This window comes from Spirillospora sp. NPDC052242 (genome assembly GCF_040679555.1).
In the GTDB taxonomy this organism is placed as follows: Bacteria; Actinomycetota; Actinomycetes; order Streptosporangiales; family Streptosporangiaceae; genus Spirillospora.
On sequence record NZ_JBFAUZ010000072.1, the window covers coordinates 19,956 to 40,754 of the forward strand.

At 73.9% G+C, this 20,799-nt stretch carries 21 protein-coding genes; 6 read left to right on the forward strand and 15 right to left on the reverse strand.

Annotated features, from left to right (window positions below; translation table 11 throughout):
- Positions 1–23 precede the first annotated feature (23 nt).
- A complete protein-coding gene (locus AB0L25_RS38060; protein WP_500178127.1) occupies positions 24–902 on the forward strand; it encodes a PIG-L family deacetylase in 879 nt (292 codons plus the stop codon).
- Here AB0L25_RS38060 and AB0L25_RS38065 read toward each other — a convergent pair.
- The 6 genes from AB0L25_RS38065 to AB0L25_RS38090 all read right to left on the reverse strand — a co-directional run bounded on the left by AB0L25_RS38065 (position 895) and on the right by AB0L25_RS38090 (position 6,683).
- Positions 895–2,094: an ARPP-2 domain-containing protein gene (locus AB0L25_RS38065; protein ID WP_500178129.1), complete on the reverse strand. Its 1,200-nt coding sequence runs from the start codon at positions 2,092–2,094 to the stop codon at positions 895–897. The two genes, AB0L25_RS38060 and AB0L25_RS38065, sit on opposite strands and share 8 nt — an antisense overlap.
- Positions 2,091–3,524 carry a hypothetical protein gene (locus tag AB0L25_RS38070; protein WP_500178130.1) on the reverse strand — a complete coding sequence of 478 codons (1,434 nt, stop codon included), beginning with the start codon at positions 3,522–3,524 and terminating at the stop codon, positions 2,091–2,093. The genes AB0L25_RS38065 and AB0L25_RS38070 overlap by 4 nt, the downstream gene beginning before the upstream one ends.
- 153 nt (positions 3,525–3,677) lie before the next feature.
- A complete protein-coding gene (locus AB0L25_RS38075) occupies positions 3,678–4,208 on the reverse strand; it encodes a DinB family protein (RefSeq protein ID WP_500178131.1) in 531 nt (176 codons plus the stop codon).
- A gap of 52 nt (positions 4,209–4,260) precedes the next feature.
- Positions 4,261–4,623 (reverse strand): VOC family protein, encoded by a 363-nt coding sequence (locus AB0L25_RS38080; RefSeq protein ID WP_500178133.1) that lies wholly within the window; start codon positions 4,621–4,623, stop codon positions 4,261–4,263.
- Positions 4,624–4,696: 73 nt separating this feature from the next.
- On the reverse strand, positions 4,697–5,344 hold the full coding sequence (locus AB0L25_RS38085) for a TetR/AcrR family transcriptional regulator (RefSeq protein ID WP_500178135.1): 648 nt from the start codon (positions 5,342–5,344) through the stop codon (positions 4,697–4,699).
- A gap of 46 nt (positions 5,345–5,390) precedes the next feature.
- The gene (locus AB0L25_RS38090) at positions 5,391–6,683 is read right to left on the reverse strand and encodes an acyl-CoA dehydrogenase family protein (protein ID WP_500178136.1); all 1,293 of its coding nucleotides are present in this window, start codon (positions 6,681–6,683) and stop codon (positions 5,391–5,393) included.
- Between the two features lie 117 nt (positions 6,684–6,800).
- Between AB0L25_RS38090 and AB0L25_RS38095 the strand changes: the two genes are divergently transcribed.
- From AB0L25_RS38095 to AB0L25_RS38105, 3 genes are all read left to right on the forward strand, one after another.
- Positions 6,801–7,871, forward strand: a complete 1,071-nt coding sequence (locus tag AB0L25_RS38095) for a phosphotransferase family protein (protein ID WP_500178138.1) — start codon at positions 6,801–6,803, stop codon at positions 7,869–7,871.
- 59 nt (positions 7,872–7,930) lie between these two features.
- On the forward strand, positions 7,931–8,449 hold the full coding sequence (locus AB0L25_RS38100) for a GNAT family N-acetyltransferase (protein ID WP_500178139.1): 519 nt from the start codon (positions 7,931–7,933) through the stop codon (positions 8,447–8,449).
- 201 nt (positions 8,450–8,650) lie between these two features.
- The gene (locus AB0L25_RS38105; protein WP_500178141.1) at positions 8,651–9,622 is read left to right on the forward strand and encodes a TIGR03621 family F420-dependent LLM class oxidoreductase; all 972 of its coding nucleotides are present in this window, start codon (positions 8,651–8,653) and stop codon (positions 9,620–9,622) included.
- Here AB0L25_RS38105 and AB0L25_RS38110 read toward each other — a convergent pair.
- The 8 genes from AB0L25_RS38110 to AB0L25_RS38145 form a co-directional block, all read right to left on the reverse strand.
- Positions 9,613–10,239 carry a TenA family protein gene (locus AB0L25_RS38110; RefSeq protein WP_500178143.1) on the reverse strand — a complete coding sequence of 209 codons (627 nt, stop codon included), beginning with the start codon at positions 10,237–10,239 and terminating at the stop codon, positions 9,613–9,615. The genes AB0L25_RS38105 and AB0L25_RS38110 overlap by 10 nt on opposite strands.
- Complete coding sequence (locus AB0L25_RS38115) at positions 10,236–10,982, reverse strand: glutamine amidotransferase (RefSeq protein WP_500178144.1); 747 nt, start codon at positions 10,980–10,982, stop codon at positions 10,236–10,238. The genes AB0L25_RS38110 and AB0L25_RS38115 overlap by 4 nt, the downstream gene beginning before the upstream one ends.
- Before the next feature lie 64 nt (positions 10,983–11,046).
- Complete coding sequence (locus tag AB0L25_RS38120; protein WP_500178146.1) at positions 11,047–12,114, reverse strand: phosphotriesterase family protein; 1,068 nt, start codon at positions 12,112–12,114, stop codon at positions 11,047–11,049.
- A complete protein-coding gene (locus tag AB0L25_RS38125) occupies positions 12,111–13,157 on the reverse strand; it encodes an ABC transporter permease (protein WP_500178147.1) in 1,047 nt (348 codons plus the stop codon). The genes AB0L25_RS38120 and AB0L25_RS38125 overlap by 4 nt, the downstream gene beginning before the upstream one ends.
- A gap of 1 nt (position 13,158) precedes the next feature.
- On the reverse strand, positions 13,159–13,926 hold the full coding sequence (locus AB0L25_RS38130; protein ID WP_500178149.1) for an ATP-binding cassette domain-containing protein: 768 nt from the start codon (positions 13,924–13,926) through the stop codon (positions 13,159–13,161).
- The gene (locus AB0L25_RS38135) at positions 13,926–14,942 is read right to left on the reverse strand and encodes a substrate-binding domain-containing protein (protein ID WP_500178150.1); all 1,017 of its coding nucleotides are present in this window, start codon (positions 14,940–14,942) and stop codon (positions 13,926–13,928) included. Before AB0L25_RS38135 ends, AB0L25_RS38130 begins: the two co-directional genes overlap by 1 nt.
- Complete coding sequence (locus AB0L25_RS38140; RefSeq protein ID WP_500178152.1) at positions 14,939–15,994, reverse strand: carbohydrate kinase family protein; 1,056 nt, start codon at positions 15,992–15,994, stop codon at positions 14,939–14,941. Before AB0L25_RS38140 ends, AB0L25_RS38135 begins: the two co-directional genes overlap by 4 nt.
- Positions 15,991–16,866, reverse strand: a complete 876-nt coding sequence (locus AB0L25_RS38145; RefSeq protein ID WP_500178154.1) for a BtpA/SgcQ family protein — start codon at positions 16,864–16,866, stop codon at positions 15,991–15,993. The genes AB0L25_RS38140 and AB0L25_RS38145 overlap by 4 nt, the downstream gene beginning before the upstream one ends.
- A gap of 151 nt (positions 16,867–17,017) precedes the next feature.
- On the opposite strand from AB0L25_RS38145, the gene AB0L25_RS38150 reads away from it, so the two are divergent.
- Positions 17,018–18,034: a LacI family DNA-binding transcriptional regulator gene (locus AB0L25_RS38150; RefSeq protein WP_500178159.1), complete on the forward strand. Its 1,017-nt coding sequence runs from the start codon at positions 17,018–17,020 to the stop codon at positions 18,032–18,034.
- 16 nt (positions 18,035–18,050) lie between these two features.
- The gene (locus tag AB0L25_RS38155) at positions 18,051–19,166 is read left to right on the forward strand and encodes a M20 family metallopeptidase (RefSeq protein WP_500178156.1); all 1,116 of its coding nucleotides are present in this window, start codon (positions 18,051–18,053) and stop codon (positions 19,164–19,166) included.
- Between the two features lie 120 nt (positions 19,167–19,286).
- On the opposite strand, the gene AB0L25_RS38160 is transcribed toward AB0L25_RS38155, so the two are convergent.
- Positions 19,287–19,952 carry an RlpA-like double-psi beta-barrel domain-containing protein gene (locus tag AB0L25_RS38160; RefSeq protein ID WP_500178158.1) on the reverse strand — a complete coding sequence of 222 codons (666 nt, stop codon included), beginning with the start codon at positions 19,950–19,952 and terminating at the stop codon, positions 19,287–19,289.
- Positions 19,953–20,799: the final 847 nt, after the last annotated feature.

Consider the following 20,799-nt stretch of genomic DNA (forward strand, 5'->3'; position numbering starts at 1 on the left):
GTTCGGCCGCCGTAAGGTTGATCGTGCCGGACGACAAGCCGGACGTCACCCCGACGTCCTCCCCCGGAGAAGCCGAGGAGCCGCACGCGATGCACCAGGAACTGACGCTGATGGCGGTCCACGCCCATCCCGACGACGAGGTGCTCGGCACCGGCGGGGTGCTGGCGCGCTGCGCCGCCGAGGGCGTCCGGACGGTGCTGGTGACCTGCACCAACGGGGAGCAGGGCGACGACGAGGGCGGTCTCAAGCCCGGCGACCCGGGGCACGACGCGGACGGGGTCGCGCGGCGCCGCCTCGCCGAGCTGGCCGAGTCCGCCGGGCACCTCGGCATCGACCACGTGGAGCTGCTCGGCCACCGCGACTCCGGCATGGTCGGGTGGGCGGGCAACGACGACCCGGCCGCGTTCGCGAACGTGCCGCTCGACGACGCGGTCGCGCCCCTGGTCGCGCTGATGGAGAAGTACCGGCCGCAGGTCGTCGTCACCTACGACGAGAACGGCGGCTACGGGCACCCCGACCACATCATGGCGCACCGGATCGCGGTGGCCGCCGCCGAGCGCTCCGGCGTGCCCGACAAGCTTTACTACACCGCGATCCCCCGGTCCGGGATCCGGCAGATGATCGAGGGCGCCCGCGAATTCGGCATCGATCTCGGGTTCGAGCCGCCGGACGACTTCGGCACCCCCGACGAGCTCGTCACGACCACTGTCGACGTGTCGGCCTACACCGAGCGGAAGTTCAAGGCGCTGCAGGCGCACGCCAGCCAGGGCGAGAACATCTTCATCCTGCGCATGCCGGAGGACGTGCGGCCGCTCGTGCTCGCGCGGGAGTCGTTCGTCCGCCGGTTCAGCCGGGTCCCGGCCCCGGACCGGGAGGACGACCTGTTCGCCGGGCTCAGGTGACCGCGCCGTCGTCCGGGGGTGCGTCGGCCGGCCGCGGGCGGTAGGTCTCGCCGCGCCGCGCCTGCGCGCGGTAGTGGTCGAGGACGTCCTGGCGCAGGAGGTACCCGAAGCCGGAGCGTTCGAGCCGCAGCGCCAGGTTCGCCTCGGTCACGTTCATCGCGGCAGCGGCCGTCCGGAGCCTCCAGTCGTGCCCGGCCAGCCGGCTGAGCAGGTGGCCGCGGCGGATCTGCCCGTCCGACAGCCGGAACGTCTTGAGGTAGGCGACGCGGGCGTCCTCGTCGACGATGGCCTCGCCGATGTGGTTCTCCCGCTTGAGCTCGAACGACGGCAGGAAGCGGGTGAGGTGGAACCCGTAGAGCCGCTGGACGTGCCGGTACGTGCCGCGCTCGTCGAAGATCCACCGGGCCATGACCCCGTCGTGGAACTCGGCCCACTCCGCGCGGCCGAGGTCGGCGGCGACCCGCAGGTCGGCCAGCGAGCGGATCTGCGCGTCGTCGATCCCGGCCGACACGTCCCCGGCCCGCGCGCCGAGCAGCCCGTGGACGTAGACGGTCTCGCCGAACATGTCCTCGACGAGGGTCGCGTGCAGCGCGCGGTAGTCGTCCGGGTGCGGGACGACGAACGCGCTCGCGAGGGCGTCGGCGACGTAGACCAGCACCCCGCACTGGCCGGGGTGGATCTCGAAGACCCGCAGCGCGTCCTCCAGTCCGCGCACCTGGAGGCCGAGGTAGGCGGCCTCGGCGCGCGGCGACAGCCCCTGGGCGATCGCCCGGTGCGACCACTCCTCCCACGCGATCGTGGGCCCGCCGAAGTGCAGCGCGAGGTACCCCTCGACGGCCAGGTGCAGCGGCAGGAACCGGAGCCGGTCCTTGCCCGCCTTCCGCGCCATGCGCCGGACGGTGCGGATCGGCATCCGCTCCGGCGCGGGCGCGGTGTCGCGCTCCAGGAGGCGGGCGCCGTAGGAGGCGGCGGGGAGCCGATCCCCGTCGCTCCACTGCGCCACGAACGCGTGCGGGATGTAGGACGCGTAGGCCGTGCGGTCGCCGACGTCCACGACGGAGAGCGGCTCCCCGTACACGACGCGGTGCAGCCGCAGGTTCGGGACGGGCTCGTCGCGGACGAGCGGCACCAGCCGGATCGAGCCCCACGTCTGCGAGGGGCGGGTCTCCAGCCCGTCCAGGCTGAACGTCATGGGCTCTCCAGGAAGCGTGCGGTGCGGTCGTCGAGGTGCGCCTGCAGCCGGGCCAGGCCGACGCGCCCCTCGGCGAAGCGGGCGAGCTCGACGAGGGTCGGCAGGTCCTCGGCGTCGCGGATCCCGGCGGTCGGGACGGTCGGCGCCAGCCGGCGGACGTCGAAGTCGTCGGCGTCGTACACCGGGTTCAGGTGCGTGATCTGGACGCGCTGCGCGCCGCCGTACCGGTGCCCGGGGTCCAGGCGCGACCGCCAGATCCGCAGGACGTCCGCGGCGAGGCCGGGCGGCGCGTTGTCCCAGCCGTCCGACACGATGATCAGCCGTTCGGGGCCGGTCTCCAGCGCGTCCAGGATCCGCTCGCCGAGCGGCGTCGGCCCGAACGGGTACAGCATCAGCTCGTCGGTGCGGCCCGACGTCCACAGCGGCGTGTACTCCTTCGCGAGCGCCTCCAGCAGGTAGGACGCGGCGAGCGCCACGGCGAGCGGGCGGCGGCGCTTCGCCCCGGACCCGGACGTCGAGTGGCTGTCGTCCAGGACGGCGGCCACCCGGCCCCACGAGCCGCGCGCGGCGCCCGCGACGCGCCGCGCGGACGTGCGCAGGGCCCCGGTCAGCTCCGCGCGGCGCCGGGCGCGGTCGTCCAGCGGCAGTGACAGCACGTACGTCGCGAGCCGCGTGAGGGGCATCGCGCCGAGGTCTACGCCGACGCCCGCGCTCTCCTGCAGGCGGAGCCGTTCGAGCCGCGTCATCCGCGCCTCGATGCGCTCCAGGAAGACGTCCCGGGGCACCTTGTGCTTGGCGGCGAACCCTTCCGCGACCGTGTACGGCAACTCGTACAGCGCCTCCCGCTCGTAGTGCGCGCGCCGCCACGTCTCGAAGATCGGCGTGCCGAACCGCTTGACGGTGCGCGGCGCGAACAGGAACGGGCCCAGCTCCCCGCCGGCGGCGTCGCCGGGGCGCACGTGCGCGTGGCGCATGGCGCCCTTGACGGCGTCGCGGTACTTCACCGCGTCGAACGCGGGGTCGGGGCGGGCCGCCATCCAGTCCCGCATGATCGCGCGGGTGCGCCGGTTGTTGACGCCGCGGCGGCGCAGCTCGCGGAACAGCCGGTAGACGCGCTGCGGCGGCAGCAGCTCGAGCCGCCGCGCGATCAGCCGTCCCTCGCGGCGCCGCCGCTCCACGTCCACGTCGCCCGCCCGCAGCAGCAGGTTCCGGACGATCAGCGCGGCGTTGTGGTCGTTGACGTTCAGCGCGAGCGCCGCGGCGTACAGGTCCCGGTAGTTCTCCAGGATGTACTCGTGCAGGAAGCCGAGGCTGAGCCGCTGGTCGCCCTGCTCGTGGTGGAACTCGCGCTGCCCCGTGGAGGTGATCGCCGCGTTGACGAACATCAGCGCGTCCTCGCAGGCGATCAGGTCCGCGAACGTCTCGGTCATGGCGTCCCGCTCCGGCCGGGTGTGGGGGGTGCCGGCCGGGGAATGGGGGGCGCGAGCGGCGAATCATCGCTGTAAAGGCGGGTTCCGGAAGTCGCACCTGGAGTCCCGCGGCCGGCTCCCGAACCGTAGCACCGGAAGATCAGCGCGTTCCGCTCATTTTTCCCCCGCGGTCGCGGCGCGCAGCATGCGGAGCTGCCCGATCTCGGCGGCGTTCTTCATCAGCTCGGCGTTCACCCAGCCGGCCATGTGGGCGACGGTGTATCCGGCGTCCTCCGGCCACGGGTACGCGGCGCGGGCGTCGAGGCCGGCGTCGGTGAGGCCGTCGAGGGCCTCCGCCCACTCGACGCGCAGGCCCCGCAGCCACTCGACGGCCTTCTCCTCCCCCGGCCACACGATCTCCGCGCGGTCGCGCGGGGCGCGGCCGTGCACGTGGTCGAGGGCGACGCTCCACCACCAGCCGATGTGCCAGGTGATCCAGGCGACGGTCGGGACCGGCACGGGGTCGGGTTCGGTCTCGGCGAAGTCCGGTTCCCAGCCGCCGTCGGCGGTGGGACGGACGGTCCAGCACAGCGGCCCCGGTTCCCACCGGTGGTCGGCGGGGACGAGCCGGTCGAGGTGGTACTCGAACAGGGCCCAGGTGAAGTCGAACTGCCAGCGCAGCAGCTCGGTTCGAGAAATGGTCATCGGCCAACCCTGGCAGAGGGACCCGTCCCGAGTCTCCGGGTTTTCCGGGCCGTCAGGGCCGGTAGGTCCCGAAGTACCACTCGTTGCCGTCCAGGTCGCGGGCGGCGTAGTCGCGGGAGCCGTAGTCCTGGTCGGCGAGTTCGCGGAAGATCTCCGCGCCCGCGGCCTCGGCCCGGTCGTGGTGGGCGTCCGGGTCGGTCACCACGACGTAGTTGGCCGCCTTGCCGGGGTTGCCGGTGCTCAGCATGAACACGCCGTTGTCGTGCCGCATCTCGGTGTGGACGATGGTGCCGTCGTCGTCCCGGTGCACCGCCTGCACCTCGAACCCGAACGCCCGCTCGAGCCACGCCAGCGCTTTCTCGACGTCGGTGTAGCCGACGATCGGGCTGATCGCGCCGTTCTTCTCGTTCGCCATGTCGTCCTCCCTGGTCATCGTGGGTTACATGCCCACTCTGCGCCCCCGGGAGCGGGCCCGTCTTGGACGAATGTCACCCGCGGGCGGCGTCGCGTTCGGCGGCGAGGCGGCGAGTCTCGGGCGAGACCGGGGCGCCGAGGATCGCGGCGACGACGTCGATCAGGTAGCTGGTGAACAGGCGGTCGTCGGTGCGGGGGCCGGAGCGGGCGCGGCGCGCCACCTCGATGGCGGCGTACCGGACGGCGGTGAACCGGCGGTGCAGGCGCGCCGCGTCCTCCTCCAGCAGGGGTTCGACGAGCGCGCGCCAGCGGCACAGGCTGTCGGACGGGTCGTCCAGGACGGCGACCGGGACGATCGGGGTCGGGCGGTTCAGCACGTCCGCCCAGATCTGCAGGAACGCGCGCCCGGACGGGTCGGCGAGGCGCGCCGTGAGCGGGCGGACGAGCGCGGCGGCGAGGGCCCGCACGGCCGCCTCCGGGTCGCCGCCGCCGTCCGCCTCGCAGGCGTCCAGCAGGGCGTGCCGGCGCGCCTCGACCTCGGGGGCGTGCCGCGCGAACACGGCGCGGACCATCCCCGCGCGGTCGCCGAAGTGGTACTGGACGGCCGTCGCGTTGCGGACGCCCGCCTCCTGCACGATCTCGCGGAGGCTGACGGCGTCCACCCCGCGTTCGGCGTAGAGCCGCTCGGCGGCGTCCAGCAGCCGTTCCCGGGTGTCGTTCATCCCGCGCCGTCCCTCACTCGTCCGTCACCTGTCCGTCAGTCGTCCGTCATTCCTCGCCGATCGCGAGCTCCAGGGCCTCGGCGAACCGCTCGCGCGCCGCCTCCCGCCGTGTCGGCAGGTGCTCGGACGGCCACAGGCCCTCGACCGGCTCGACGTCGCGGAGCAGCTGCCGGGCCAGGGTGATCTTGTGGACCTCGGTGGGCCCGTCCGCGATCGCCATCGCCTGCGCCCCCATCATCATGGACGCGAACGGCATCTCGTTCGACACGCCGAGGGCCCCGTGCAGGTGCATCGCCCGCTGCACCACGTCGTGGTACACCTTCGGCATCGCGGCCTTCACGGCGGCGATGTCCTTGCGGACCTTCTTGTAGTCGCGGTGCTTGTCGATCAGCCAGGCGGTGCGCAGGACGAGCAGCCGGAACTGCTCGATCTCGATCCAGCTGTCGGCGATCTTCTCCCGCGTCATCTGCATCTTGGCGAGCGGCCCGAAGCGGGTCTGCCGGGACACCGACCGCTCCAGCATCATGTCGAACGCCTTGCGGACCTGCGCGATCGTCCGCATGGCGTGGTGGATCCGGCCGCCGCCGAGCCGCGTCTGCGCGATGGCGAACGCGCCGCCCTCGTCCCCGAGGAGGTTCTCGGCCGGGACGCGGACGTCCTCGTAGCGCAGGTACCCGTGCGAGCCCTCGCGCTCCCCGCCGACGCCCACGTTGCGGACGGTGACCAGGCCGGGCGCGTCGCCGGGGACGATGAACATCGACATGCCCTCGTACGCGCTGACGTCGGGGTTCGTGACCGCCATGACGATCAGGAACTCCGCGTGCCGGGCGTTGGAGGAGAACCACTTCTCGCCGTTGATGACCCAGCCGTCCCCGTCGCGGACGGCCCGCGTGGTGAACAGGGTCGGGTCGGCGCCGGCGTGCGGCTCGGTCATCGAGTACGACGAGGAGATCTCGCCGTCCAGCAGCGGCCGCAGGTAGCGCTCCTTCTGCACGGGCGTGCCGAAGTGGGCGATGATCTCGGCGTTGCCGGAGTCGGGCGCCTGGCAGCCGAACACCGACGGCGCCCAGCGCGACCGGCCGAGGATCTCGTTGAGCAGCGCCAGCTTCACCTGGCCGTAGCCCTGGCCGCCGAGATCCGGGCCGAGGTGGCACGCCCACAGCCCCTTCTCCCGGACCCGGTCCTGCAGGGGCCGGACGAGCGTCTTGTAGCGGGGGTCGGACTTGTCGTACGGGCTGCCGAGGACGAGGTCGAGCGGTTCGACCTCGTCCCGCACGAAGGCGTCGGCCCAGTCGAGAAGTTCCTGGTAGGCGGGGTCGGTCTCGAAGTCCCATGCCATGGCGCGTCTCCTGCCGTCGGTGGCTGGCGTCCCGCCGATAATGCAGGCATTTGAACGAGTAATGCAAGTGCATGACTGTTACTCTCCGGTACTACGCCGTGTCGAAGGGACCCCGCCGTGCAGCAGCCTGAGCAGATCGATCGCGCGCTCGTGGACTTCCAGGTCCTCGCCGGGTGGATGGACGCCCGGGGCCTGCCCGAGGGGCCGTTCGAGGACGTCGCGCCGCTGACCGGCGGGACGCAGAACACGCTCGTCCGCTTCCGGCGCGGCGGCCGGGAGTACGTGCTGCGGCGCGGCCCCGCGCACCTGCGGGCCCGCACCAACGACGTCCTGCGCCGGGAGGCCCGCGTGCTGGGCGCGCTGGACGGCACGGACGTGCCCGCGCCGCGCCTGGTCGCCGCCTGCCCCGACGAGTCCGTGATGAACGGCGCCGTGTTCTACCTGATGACCCCGGTCGACGGGTTCAACGCCTCCGTGACCCTCCCGGACCCGCACGCGAAGGACGCGTCCGTCCGGCACGAGATGGGGCTGAACGCGGCGCGCGCGCTGGCGGCGCTGGGGGCGGTCGACCACGAGGCCGTCGGGCTCGCCGACTTCGGCAAGCCGGCCGGGTTCCTGGAGCGGCAGGTCGGCCGGTGGACCGCCGAACTCGACTCGTACGGCGCCCTGGACGGCTACCCCGGCCCCGACATCCCGGGCCTGGACGACGTCGCGCGCTGGCTCGAGGAACGGCGCCCGAAGACGTGGCGGCCCGGGATCATGCACGGCGACTACCACCTGGCCAACCTGATGTACTCCCCCACCGGCCCGGAGATCGCCGCGATCGTCGACTGGGAGATGTGCACGATCGGCGATCCGCTGCTGGACCTCGGCTGGCTGCTGGCCACCTGGCCGGACCGCGACGACGAGAGCGCCGCGCTCGCCGGGCCGCTCGGCGCCGCGGGCGGGCTGCCCGCCGCGGACGAGCTCGTCGACGCCTACGCGGGCCGCGCGGACGCCGTCGCGGGGCGCGACCTGTCGTCCATCCGGTGGTACGCGGTGCTGGCGTGCTTCAAGCTCGGCATCGTCCTGGAGGGCACGCACGCCCGCGCCTGCGCCGGGAAGGCGCCGCGCGAGACCGGCGACCTGCTCCACTCGATCACCCTCGGGCTCTTCCGCCGCGCGCAGACCTTCATCGCGTCCGCCTGACGCGGGCCCGGCCGTCCCGCCCGTCCCGCCGTGCGATGATCGGCGGCGGAGGTGTCACGATGGAGATCCGCCGGGGCGGCCCGGAGAGCGCGCCCGCGATGCTGGCGATGCTGGACGGCGCGGTGGCATGGCTCGTCGGCGAGGGACGGTCCGGGCAGTGGGGCACCGAGCCCTGGTCGCGGGATCCGCGGCGGGTGGAGCGGATCAGCGGCATCGCGCGCGACGACGGCATCTGGGCGGCGGAGATCGACGGCCGTCCCGCCGGGTTCATGGCGGCCGGCCCGACGCCGCCGCACTACGTGGCCGCGGCCGACGAGCCGGAGCTGTACATCACGCTGCTCGTCACCGACCGCGCGTTCGCCGGGCACGGCGTCGGCGCGGCCCTGATCGGCGAGGCGCGGCGGGAGGCCGCCGCGCGCGGCGCGCGGCTGCTCCGCGTCGACTGCTACGGCGGCGGGGACGGGCGGCTCGTGGAGTACTACCGCCGGAACGGCTTCGAGCCGGTGGCGGAGTTCACGGTCGGCGACTGGCCGGGACGGCTGCTCGCCCAGCGCGTCGAACCGCGGGGCACGCCATGACTTGCGGACGCGCCGTCCGCGACGCACGCTGGAAGGGACCGGTGGGGCCGGGCAGTCGGTGACGCCCTTACGCCGCACGGACGGCGACCGAGCCGCTCGCCCGTCCCGCCGGTCTGCGCGTCCGCGGGCTCCGCGCCGTTCCCCAGGTCCGCGTCGTTTTCCCGCCAGCGCCGTCCCGTGCCGCGCGCCATGCTCGATGCCATGGACGAACAGGCACGCGCGTTCCGCTTCGGGGTCGTCGGGGAGTCGATCCGGTCCGGCGCCGAACTGGCCGCCACCGCGCGGCGCGCGGAGGAGCTGGGCTACGCGACGCTGACGCTGCGCGACCACTTCGTGCCCGAGCCCTTCGGCGACCAGCTGGCCCCGATGGTCGCGCTCGCCTCGGCGGCGGCCGTCACCCGCACCCTGCGGCTGGGCACGATGGTCCTCGCCAACGACCACCGGCACCCGGTGCTGCTGGCCAAGGAGGCCGCGACGCTCGACCACCTGTCGGGCGGACGGTTCGAGCTGGGCGTCGGCGCCGGATGGCTGCGGGCCGAGTACGCGGCCGCCGGGATCCCGTTCGACGACGCCGGGACGCGCGTCGGGCGGCTGGAGGAGTCGCTGCGGATCCTGCGGAGCCTCCTGGCCGGGGAGAAGACCGTGTTCGCCGGCGAGCACTACCGGATCGACGGGCTGACCGTCTTCCCGCGCCCCGCGCGGCGCCCGCCGCTGGTCGTCGGCGCCGGAAGCGCCCGGATGCTCGGCATCGCCGGGCGGCACGCCGACACGGTCGGGATCCTGCCGCGGGCGCTGCCCGAGGGCGCCATCTCCGACGAGATCACCGAGCGGCTCCCGGACACGATCGCCCGCAAGGTCGACCGCGTCCGGGAGGCCGCCGGGGACCGGGACGTCGAGCTGAGCATGATGGTGACGCCGCGGTTCGGCGCCGATCCCCGCGCCGCCGCCGCCCGGGTGGCGGCGGCGCGCGGGTGGGGCGCCGCCTCCGCCGACCTCGTCCTCGGCATGCCGTCCCAGTTCGTCGGGCCGCCCGAGCACATCGCCGAGCAGATGACCGGGCGCCGGGAGCGCTACGGGTTCACCTACTACCAGGTGCCCGACTCGGCGATGGAGGAGTTCGCGCCGGTCGTGGCGCTCCTCGCGGGCCGGGCGGACCGGCCGCGTCAGGCGTAGACGGCGTCGTGGAAGGCGATCTCCGCCTCCAGCATCCCGGCGAACCAGCGCGCGAGCCGGTCGTCCGGGACGTCCGCGGGGATCGCGTCGACCTCCCGCGCGAGCGCCTCGACGCCCCGCCGGAACGCATCGCCCGCGTGCAGCGCGACCCAGTCGGCGACCGGCCCGGCCGGGACCCGGCCCTCCCGGTGCGCCCGGCCGCACCAGGCGAGGTACAGGCTCTCGGCGGCGAACATCACCGTCACCACGGCCGGGTGCCCGCCCTCGCGGGCCGCCGCCAGCGCGAACTCCGACAGCACCGCGCCGCGCGCCGCCGCCCCCGGACGCGCCGGGACCGGCCAGGCCGCGCGGGCGGCGCGGAAGTAGTCGGCCTGCTCGGTGGTCAGCGCGTGGACGGCCGACGCGTTCCGCTCGATCGCCGCGGCGTCCGGCGCGTCCCAGATCGCCAGCCCGTGCAGCCGCGCGGCGGTGGCGACGAACGACGCCTCGATCTCCAGGTAGTCGGCGAACTCCTGGACGCCGACGGCGCCCGTGCGGACGTCCTCGGCGAACCGCATGGCCGCGGCCCGCTCGAGCGGCTCGGCGCACGCGTCGAGCAGCGCCCGCGAGCGCGTCACGCCGCGAGCCATTCGACCAGGCCGCCGAACACCTTCGCGTAGCCGTCCCAGTCCTCGCAGAACGGCCGGGGCGCCCAGTGCGGCGAGCAGTCGGAGGTGAACACCGCCGAGCGGCCGGTGCCGTACCCGGCGACGGCGACCAGCGGGTCGCCGTTCAGCGTGGCCAGGACCTCGGCGCCCTCCCGGGCCTTGACCCGGTTGTAGCCGAGCAGCAGCGGCCAGTCGCCCGTCACGCCGCCCAGCGCGGGATGATCGGCGCCCGTGACGGCCGCGCGGGCCCCCGCGGGCAGCTCCACCCGGTCGTCCTCGGGCAGCAGCTCGACGGGCAGCGCCTCGTGCAGGACCGTGTTGCGGAACGCGGCCTTGGCCTCGAAACCGGTGAACGACAGGTACCCGCCGACCATCAGCAGGCCGCCGCCGTCCCGGGTCCAGTCGCGCAGCGCGCCGAGCCGGTCCCGGCCCGGGACGGCCCGCTCGAACACCTCCGGGGCGAGCTGCAGGGAGTTCGCGCCGATGTCCGACAGGACGACGACGTCGTAGGCCGCCAGGGCGTCCGCGTCCCCGGGGAACTCGGCCGGCACCAGATGGGCGGGCATGTGCACCACCTCGTGGCCCCGGCCCTCCAGCGCGCGGCGCAGCGGCTCGACGCCGGTGACGTAGGAGGTGGTGGTGAACGAGTCCACCCCCTTGATGTGGGTGGACTGGGTGACCCAGCTCTCTCCTGCGATCAGGACGCGGCTCACTGTGGTTCCTCTCTTTCGGATGGGGTCGTTCGTGGGGGACGGCCGGTCGCGGGGACCGCGCCGGTCAGGCCGCGGCGGCTTCGAACAGCCGCGCGGGGTTGTCGCGCAGGAGGCCCTCCGCCACGTCGCGCGGCACGCCGAGATCGGCGAGGCGCTGGACGAACAGGGTCGGCACGTACCGGAAGCCGTTGCCTCCGTAGGCGGTGAGCATGCTCTTGAGGAACACGTCGTGGCTGAGCAGCAGCCGCCCGCCGTACCCGTGCACGACGAGCCACGTGATCGCGTGGGCGGTCTCGTGCGGGGCGGGCGACTGGCCCTCGCCCGGGTAGCGGAACGGCATCCCGATCATGTCGAACTCCAGCCAGACGCCCCGGTCCGCGACCGCGCGCTGGTAGCCCGGGTCGTCGTGGGACGGGTCCATGTGGCACAGGACCACCGCGCCGGGCGGCACGCCGTACTCGTCCAGGACGATGTCGAGGACCTCGTGCGCGCGCCGCTGCCAGCCGGGCAGGTGCACGTAGAGCGGGACGCCGGTCTCCCGCTGCGCGCGGGCGGCGGCCCGCAGCGCGCGGTGCTCGGCGGGCGTGAAGTCCGGTGACACGCCGATCTCGCCGATCACGCCCGGACGGACGCCCGTGCCGGCGACGCCGCCCGTGAACTCCGCGACCAGCTCGGCCGCGAGGTCCCGCTCGTCCGTCCCGGCCAGGTGCGGCGGGTGGTACGGCTCCAGGTACCAGCCGGAGCCCATGACGATCCGCAGGCCGCTGCGCTCGGCGAACGCCCGCAGGACGTCCGGGTCGCGGCCGAGGCCGCCGGGCGTGACGTCCACGACCGTCCCGCCGCCCGCGGCCGCGAAGGCCCGCAGGTCGGCGAGCATCGCGGCGTCGTCGTCCAGCGTGCAGTGGTCCAGGCAGGCGTAGGGCTCCTCGCGCAGCAGCCAGGCCAGTTCGGGGGTCGTGCGGGCGTCGCGCAGGAACGCCAGCCCGGGGTCCGCCGGCGCGCCGACCGCCTTCCGGACGTCGTTGCGCAGGTGCTCGTGGGTGAGGGTGAGGCCCAGGTCCGCGCTGGACGCCGGGCCGGTCACCGTGGTCACCTCGACCGCCGCGCCGGGGCCGGGCCGCTCCGCGGTCACGCGGGTTCCTTCGCGCGGTCCCGTCCGCGGCCGCGGCCCAGGAGGTGCGCGCCCAGCTCGGCGATGCCGTGACCGCGCAGGTTGAGCCAGATGGCGGCGAGCAGCACCATGCCGGTGACGATCGGCGTGAGGAACGGGCTCACCCCGAGCAGCGTCAGCCCGTTGGCGATCACCCCGGTGATCACCGCGCCGATGACGGTGCCGGTCATCGTGCCGCGGCCGCCGAACAGGTCGGTGCCGCCGAGCACCACCGCCGCGATCACGGTCAGCTCGAACGCCTGGGCGGAGTTCGCCGACCCGGAGCCGAGCCGGGCCGCGGTGAGCAGCCCGGCGACGCCCGCGGCGAGACCGGTCAGCATCAGCGCGACCATCTTGATGCGGTTCGTGTTCACTCCGGCGCGGCGGACCGACTCCTCCTGCGAGCCGATCCCGTTGATGTAGTTGCCGAACCGGGTCTTGGACAGCAGCACCGCCCCGATCACCACGGTGCCGAGGGCGATCCACGCCAGCGCGGAGAAGCCGAGGAACTCCGCGCGTCCGATCTTGGCGACGTACAGGCGGGCGTCGATCGGGACCGAGAACCCCTCGGTCCACAGCTGCGCCAGCCCGCGGATCACCGACATCGTCGCGAGCGTGACGATGAACGGCGGGATCCGGTGGTACGCCGACAGGTAGCCGTTCACCGCGCCCCAGAACAGCCCGGCCAGCAGGGCCGCGACGATCACGAGCGAGGAGTCCCAGCCCGCCCGGAGCATCTCGGCGGTGAGGACGGCGACGAACGCGACCGTCGAGCCCACCGACAGGTCGATCTGCCCGGTGGTGATCACGAACGTCATCGCCACCGCAACGATCAGCGTGATCGCGACCTGCGTCGCCAGGTTCGACATGTTGTCGAAGGTCAGGAAGTTGTCGGAGGCGATCCCGAAGACCGCGAACAGCGCGACGGTCACGCCCGCCATCGCCAGGGTCGCCTTGTTGGCACGTTCCCACAGGCCGGGCGTCTCGGCGCGGACGGTGGGCGCGGGCGGGGCCTGCACGCTCATGTCAGGCCACCTCCTCGGTGGACTCGGACCCGGTGGCGGCGCCGGAGCGGGTGATCAGGGCGACGAGCCGCTCGATGTCGAGCGCGGACACCGGCTCGTCGTCCACGCTGCGGCCCTCGTACATGACGGTGATGCGGTCGCAGACCTCGAAGAGGTCCTGCAGCCGGTGGGTGATGAGGATGACGCCGACGCCCTGCGCCGCGACGTCCTTGATCATCGCCAGGACCTGGCGGACCTCGGCGACCGCGAGGGCCGCCGTCGGCTCGTCCAGGATCAGCACGCGCGGCTTGAACGACACCGCGCGGGCGATCGCCACGGCCTGCCGCTGCCCGCCGGACAGGTGCCCGATCTCCTGGTACGTCGACTTGACGCGGACGTGCAGTTCCGACAGCGTCTCGGCGGCCCGGCGGTGCATGGTGCGGCGGTCGATGAACGGTCCCTTGCGGGGCTCGCGCCCGAGGAACAGGTTGCTCGCGACGTCGAGCGTGTCGCACAGCGCGAGGTCCTGGTAGACGATCCCGATCCGCTCGCGGCGCGCGTCGGCGGGGCTGCCGAACCGCACTTCGCGGCCGTCGATCGCGATCGTCCCGGCGTCGTGCTGCAGCGCGCCGGCGAGGACCTTCATCAGCGTGGACTTCCCGGCGCCGTTGTCGCCGACGAGGCCGAGGACCTCGCCCGGCGCCAGCGTGAGATCGACGCCGCGCAGCGACTTCACCGCGCCGAACGACTTGGTGATGCCGCGCAGTGAGACCAGGGGTGCTTCGGTCATCACTTCTCCAGGTAGTACAGGTAGTCCGAGACGTTCGCGGGCGTGACGATCTGCGTCGGGACGGGCACGTCCGCCGGGGCGGACCGGCCGCAGGCGAGGTCGATCGCGGCGTTCATGGCGGCGTGGCCGAACGTGAAGGTGTTCTGCTGGACGACGCCGACGATCCAGCCCTCGCGGAGCCCGTCCACGGCCTGCTGGGACAGGTCCCAGCCGACGACCTCGATGTCGTCGGTGCGCTCCTGGCTGCGGACGGCCGCCGCGAGGCCGATCAGCGCGGGCTCGCCCGTCGCGTACGCGTAGGGCAGGCCGGGGTTGCCGGTCAGCAGGTTCTCGGCGGCGGTCTGGGCCTGCTCTTGGATGTTGCGGCCGTCCACCACCGTCTTGATCTTCATGCCGCCCGCGGCGACCGCGTCGGTGAAGCCCTTCTGCCGCTCGTTCTGAACGGTGCTGTTGAGGGCGCCGACGACGCCGATCTCGCCCTTCCCGCCGGACATCTCCAGCAGTTCCGCGGCGATCTGCTTCCCGCCCTCGGCGTTGGCGGTGCCGACCTGGGTGGCGACGGCCGGGTCGTCGACGGTGGCGTCCACCGCGACGACCGGCACCCCGGCGGCCTTCGCGCGCCGGATCGCGGGCTTGATGCCCTCGGTGTCGACCGCGTCCACGATGATCGCGTCGTAGTCGCCCGCGACCAGGTTGTCGATCGCGTTGGCCTGCTTCGTGGAGTCGTCGTCCCCGTTGACGACCTGCATGTGCGCCCCGGCCTTGTCCGCGACCGTCTTCGCGCCCGTGTTGATCTGGTTGAAGAAGAGGGCCTGCAGGTTGATCGGGACGACGCCGATCCTGGGCGGCCGTCCGTCCACCTCGCAGGACTCCGCGATCCGCTCGGGCGGCGGCGGCCCCTTCTCCGTGGCCTTCTTCTCGGCCGCGATCTCACGCCTGGCCTGCACGTCGCACCCGACGGTCGCCGTCAGCAGCAGGCAGAGCGCGACCACGGCCCGCACCGTGTGTCGCATCATGTCTCCTCTCGATGGGGCCGGGCGGGCGCGGCGGGCGCGTCCGGGGCCGGTGTGCGGGAGTCGTTCGGGCGGGAGCCGTCCGTTCGGGGGTCGGTGGTTCGGGGGTCGGTCGTCCGGGGTTCGTCCGGGCGGGGGGCGGTGGTTCGGGAGTCGTTCTCGGCGCGGATCCGGGACAGGACGGACGCGCGGTGCGGCAGCCCGTCGCGCGCGCCCGGCCGGGTGCAGGACAGGCCGGCCGCGACGGCGGCCACGCGGGCCGCGTCCGGCGGGGCGGTCCCCCGGTCGAGCTCCGCGCAGTAGACGCCGGCGAAGCAGTCCCCCGCGCCGGTGGCGTCCACGGCCGTCACGCGGATCGCCGTCCCGGCGTGCCGCGCACCGTCCGGCGCGAACAGCGTCCAGCCGCGCGCACCGTCGGTGACCACCAGGTTTACCCGATGCGCGGCGGCCTCGGCGGCCAGCGCGGCGTCCGCCGCGGCGTGGTCCGCCGAGTCGGGGGCGAGGAACGCGGTGGCCTGCGCGCGGCCGACGAGCGCGTGGTCGGCCGCGGCGAGCGCGGCCCGCATCGCGGCGGGCCCGTCGCAGCCGTCGAGGTCGACGACCAGGCGCGGCCGCCCGGAGCCGGCGAGCACGTCCGCGGCCGCGGGGAACCGGTAGCCGTCCAGGTAGAGCCAGGCGCCGGCCTCCCGGGCAGCCGCCGCGGCGGCCGCCACGTGCTCGGTCGTCACCAGGTCGTCCTGGCTGATGATGGAACGTTCCCCGTCGGGGGTGAGCAGCACGACGGCGGTGGTGAGGACGCCCGACCGGGGCGTCCAGCGGGTGTCGACGCCGTCTCCGGCGAGGGCGGCGAGGAACGCGGTGCTCTCCGGATCGGACCCCACGACCCCGGCGAACCGGGCGTCGGCCCCCATCCGGGCGGCCGCCACCGCCGCGTTCGCCGCCATCCCGCCCTCGCCGCGCCGGACGCGGGTGGCCTGCACGCGCGCCGCCGGGCCGGGCAGCACGGGGACCTCGACCGTCAGGTCGACGTTGGCGTACCCGCAGAAGACGATCACGGCAGTTCCGCTCCGGCCTTCGCCGCGGCGGCGGTCAGCTCGCGGACCTTCGCCGCGTCCACGCGGCCCCACCAGCGGCCGTTGTCCTTGACCGACGACGCGACGATCACGCCGTCGCAGGCGGGCAGCAGCTCCCCGATGTTCGCGGCGGTGATGCCCGACCCGATCACGACGGGCAGGCTGGTGTGCGCGGCGATGCCCTCGACCTCGTCGAAGGCGGCGGCGTCGCCCGTCCGGGAACCGGTGGCGATCAGCACGTCGGCGCCGAAGAACTCGGCGTCCTCGGTCTGCTCGGCGAGGGTGCGGTCCGCGACGATCGCGTGCGCGCCGTGCTTGACGTGCACGTCGGCGAAGACCTTCACCGGCCCGGCGCCGATCCGGCTGCGGTAGCGGGCGGCGTGCGCGGCCTGCCCCTCGATGATCCCCTCGTTCGCGACGTAGGCGTTGGCCCACTGGTTGACCCGGACGAACCCGGCGCCGCCCGACCACGCGGAGGCGATCGAGCACTCGGCCGCGTTGGACAGCACGCTCACGCCCGTCCGCCCGCCGGTGGCGTGCCGGACCCGGTCGGTCACGACGGCCATCGCCGCGGCCGTCTCGTAGCCGTGCTCGCCGGGCTTGAGGAACGGGATGTCCCAGTGGTTCTCGACGATGATCCCGTGGCAGCCGCCGTCGAGGTAGGCCCGCGCCTCCTCGATCGCGAACGCGCAGACGTCGTCCATCGGGACGCCCTCGTAGTGCGGGCTGCCCGGCAGCGGGGGCAGGTGCACGACGCCGATGACGACCTTGCGGGTCCCGAACAGCTCCTCGATCGCGTTCGGCCTGGGCGGGAAGACGCCCAGCGCCCGCTCGTTCCCCGTCGCCGCCGTCATGGGGCCTCCTGTGTAATCGATTGCAGTGAATGTGAGGAGAACCGTAGGTATCGAATCCCCAGGCCGTCAAGGGGTATAGTCACCGAAACATGGCTTTAACCTGCGGGACACGGATGTCGGCGGCAACTGGAGGAGTAATCGATTGCAGCGGGTGACGATCGCGCAGGTCGCCGAGCGCGCGGGCGTGTCCACCGCCACGGTGTCGCGCGTCCTGTCCGGCCGGGGGCCGGTCTCCGCGGGCGTGCAGCGCAAGGTCAGGGCCGCCGCCGACGAGCTCGGCTACCAGGTCAACTCGATCGCGCGGGCCCTGCGCAACAGCCGCACCGACACCGTCGGCATGGTCGTGCCGAGCATCTCCAACCCGTTCTTCACCTCGCTGGTGGAGAGCGTCGAGCACGCCCTCGGCCGCGAGGGCAAGGAGCTGCTGCTGTGCGACGCCCGCTCCGACCCCGAGGTCGAGGCGCGGCGGCTCGCGACGCTCGTCGCCCGCAACGTCGACGGGATCATCGTGAGCCCGAGCCACGGCACGCTGAGCGGCGCCGCCGTGCAGGAGACGGCCGACCGGCTGCCGCTCGTCCAGCTCGACCGGTTCGTCGGCGGCACCAGCACCGACTGGGTCGGTGTGGACGACGTCGCCGCTATGCGCCAGGTCATGGACCATCTGCACGCGGGCGGGGCGCGCTCGGCCGCGTTCGTCGGCTCGCTGCTCACCAACTCCTCGACCGAGCAGCGCTTCGCCGGGTTCCGCCGCCGCGCCGAGGATCTCGGCATCGTCGTGGCGCCCGAGCATGTCCTGCTCGGCGACTACAGCGTGGAGTGGGGCGAGACCGCCGCCGCGCGGCTGATCGCCGAGGGCGGCCCGCCGGACGCGATCGTGTGCGCCGACGACCTGATCGCCCTCGGCGTCACCCGCGCCTGCCGCGCGCACGGCGTGGACGTCCCGGGGCGCGTGCAGGTGACCGGCTACGACAACATCGAGTTCGCGCGGCTGAGCGAGCCGGCGCTGACGACCGTGGACCAGCCCCGCGAGCGGATCGCGGCCGAGGCCGTCCGGCTGCTGGCCGCGGCCGCCGCGGACGGGACCGATCGGGAGGAGCGCGGGCCGTCCGCGCACATCTCGCTGGTGCCGAGCCTGGTCGTGCGCGACAGCACCCGCGCGGACGCCTGAACCTGAGGGAGCGGGAATGGACACGGCGGACCGGACGATCGACGCGCTCGACCTGGCGCGGCGGCTGGTGCGGATCGACACCCGGGCCGGCGGGGAGCGCGCCGCCGCCGACCTGGTCGCCGCGGTGCTCGACGGCGCGGGGTTCGACGTCCGCGTGGACGAGCCGGAGGCGGGGCGCGCGAACGTCGTCGCCCGCCGCGGCCCGGCCGTGCCCCGCGTGCCGGTCACCTTCACCGGGCACCTGGACACCGTGCCCGCCGACCCGTCCGGCTGGTCGTTCGACCCGCTCGGCGGCGAGGTGCGGGACGGGCGGCTGCTCGGGCGCGGCGGCAGCGACATGAAGGCGGGCGTCGCGTGCCAGATCGCCGCCGCGGCGGACGCCGCCCGCGACCGTCCGCTCCAGCTGGTGTTCACGTTCGGGGAGGAGACCGGCTGCGACGGCGCCGCGCGGCTCGACCCCGCGTCGCTCGTCCCGACGGACCTGCTCGTGGTGGCGGAGCCGACCGCGAACCGAACGGTCCTGGGACACAAGGGCACGCTGTGGCTGCGGGCGACCGCGCGCGGGGTGTCGGCGCACGGCTCGCGTCCCGAGCTGGGCCGCAACGCCCTCGTGGCGCTGGCCGCCGCCGCGACGCGGGTGCACGGGCACCGGGGGTGGCCGGTGAGCCCGACGCACGGGCCGGTGACGGTGAACGTCGGCACCTTCCACGCGGGCGTGCAGCCGAACCTGGTGCCCGACCGCGCCGAGATGCGGCTGGACGTCCGCACCGTCCCGGGCTTCGGGTCGGACGAGGCCGTCGCGGCGATCGCGGAGCTGTGCGGGCCGGAGATCGGGCTCGAGCGGCTCGTCGACCTGCCCGGCGTCGCGACGGACGCCGCCGCCCCGGACGTCGCGCGGGTACTGGAGCTGCTCGCGCCCGGCGCGTCCGCGCGCGAGCCCGAGTACGCGACGTACTTCACGGACGCCTCGGTGCTGACGGGGATGCTCGGCGGACCGGACGTCGTGATCTACGGTCCCGGCGATCCCGAGCAGGCCCACGTCACGGACGAGTCCTGTTCGGTGCGGCGGATCGGCGAGGCCAACGCGGCGTTCCGGCGGCTGCTCGACGATTCCCGGCCGGCGACCCCCTGATCTGCGGCCCGGCCGCGTCGCGCCTTCGAACCGGTCATGGAACGGGGAACGCCCCGGCGATCCGAAGATCGCCGGGGCGTCCACCCGTCCGCGCGGGGTGCGGTCGCGCGGAGCCGGGGGTCAGGACCCGAAGGGCTGCGGCTCGCCGCGCTCGCCCGCGCCGTCGCCCCACTCCAGGACCTCCCACTTGAGGCCCTCGATGTGGCCCTGGCCGGTGCCCGCGTCGTAGTCGCTCTCGGGCTCCCCGCCGTCCAGCAGGTACCGGAAGGTGTGGGTGTCGAGGTCGAGCATGATGCCGCGGTGCGAAGGCTCGCCGGGGCCGCGGTCGCCGACGAAGCCGGTGACGGTGCGCCCGTCGTAGCTGACCCGGACCTTGGTCATCATCGGCCAGCTCGGGCTGGCGAACATGCCCTCCTGCATGGGCTCACCGCTCGCGGGGGCGCCGGTGTCACCGCGGATGCCGGAGCCGTCGTCCCAGAAGTAGGACGCGGTCGTGGTGCCGCTGAGCAGAACGTCCTCGTCCTTCTTGTCCTTGGCGGCGTCCGACTTCTCGGGCTGCTTCGCCGCGGCGCCGCCGGACCCGGCGGCCTTCCCGGACTCGGGCTTCGCCTTGCCCTCGCCCGGAAGGGAGGGGGTGTGCTCCTGCGCGGTGATCTTCTCGGACAGGAGCCGCTGCTGGTCGGGAGCGCCGTCGTCGCTGGCGGCCGCCACACCGGCCACGAGCATGCCGGCCAGTGCGGTGCCGGTGATGCTGGTCAGGACAACGTTGATCGCTCGCTTCTGCATGTGATTCCTTCGTTCGGCCAACAGGACCGCCGTTCCGCGCCGGAGACAGGGATCGTCCGGGCAGGAGGGAACGGCTTTCGAGACTCGGGACTCGAGTTGCACCGCCGCGTAGCGGACCCCGCATGCCGCGCCCCGCGGGCATGGCGGGATCGCGCCCGCGCCGTTCGCCGGACGCCCGTGCATGGGCGTGCGTCGACGCGGGTGGAATGAAGCGGGAGAATTGCCGACCGGGGGCGCTCAGGCCCGCCCGGCCGCGGCCGGCTGCATGGATGCGGCCGCGATTCGGCAGAGTGGTCCCCGCCTGGCGGGCGGGAGCGACGGCTCTGTGACAGCCCAGGTCAAGGGTTCTTTGACCAGGACCTGACGACGAGCATATACGCCATTACCGGCATTTCGCCAAATCCAGGGATATTTTACCTTTGAGAAGGTAGATCGTTTTATCGAGAACTGCGCCGGATCGCCTTTCCCATCGGCGTTCCCGGGCAGTCGCCCCGTCCTTGAAAGGATCTTCTCGGAGAAGGCGCCCGAGCTTGACTCGGTCGATGTCGATCTACCTTCACGGCGTACGGGCGGGCTACCGCCCCTCTCGTCGTGTCCGGGGAGTAACGCCCCGCGGGGAGCCCGCATTCCTCGCGCCGCCGGCCGCGGCCCGTCCCGCCGCTCACGGCCCGCCGCGGGCGCTGCGAGCGCTCCGGCGGGCGGGCCCGAACGTTGCGAGGCGGGCGGGGACGTCGTTCGGTGCGCCCGTCCCGTTCAACGAGTCGGCCCCGGCCGCCTGAGGGCGGCCGGGGGGCGGGGAAGACAAACGGGGCGGGGGGCGCGGGGGGGGGCAGGGGGGCGGGCGCGG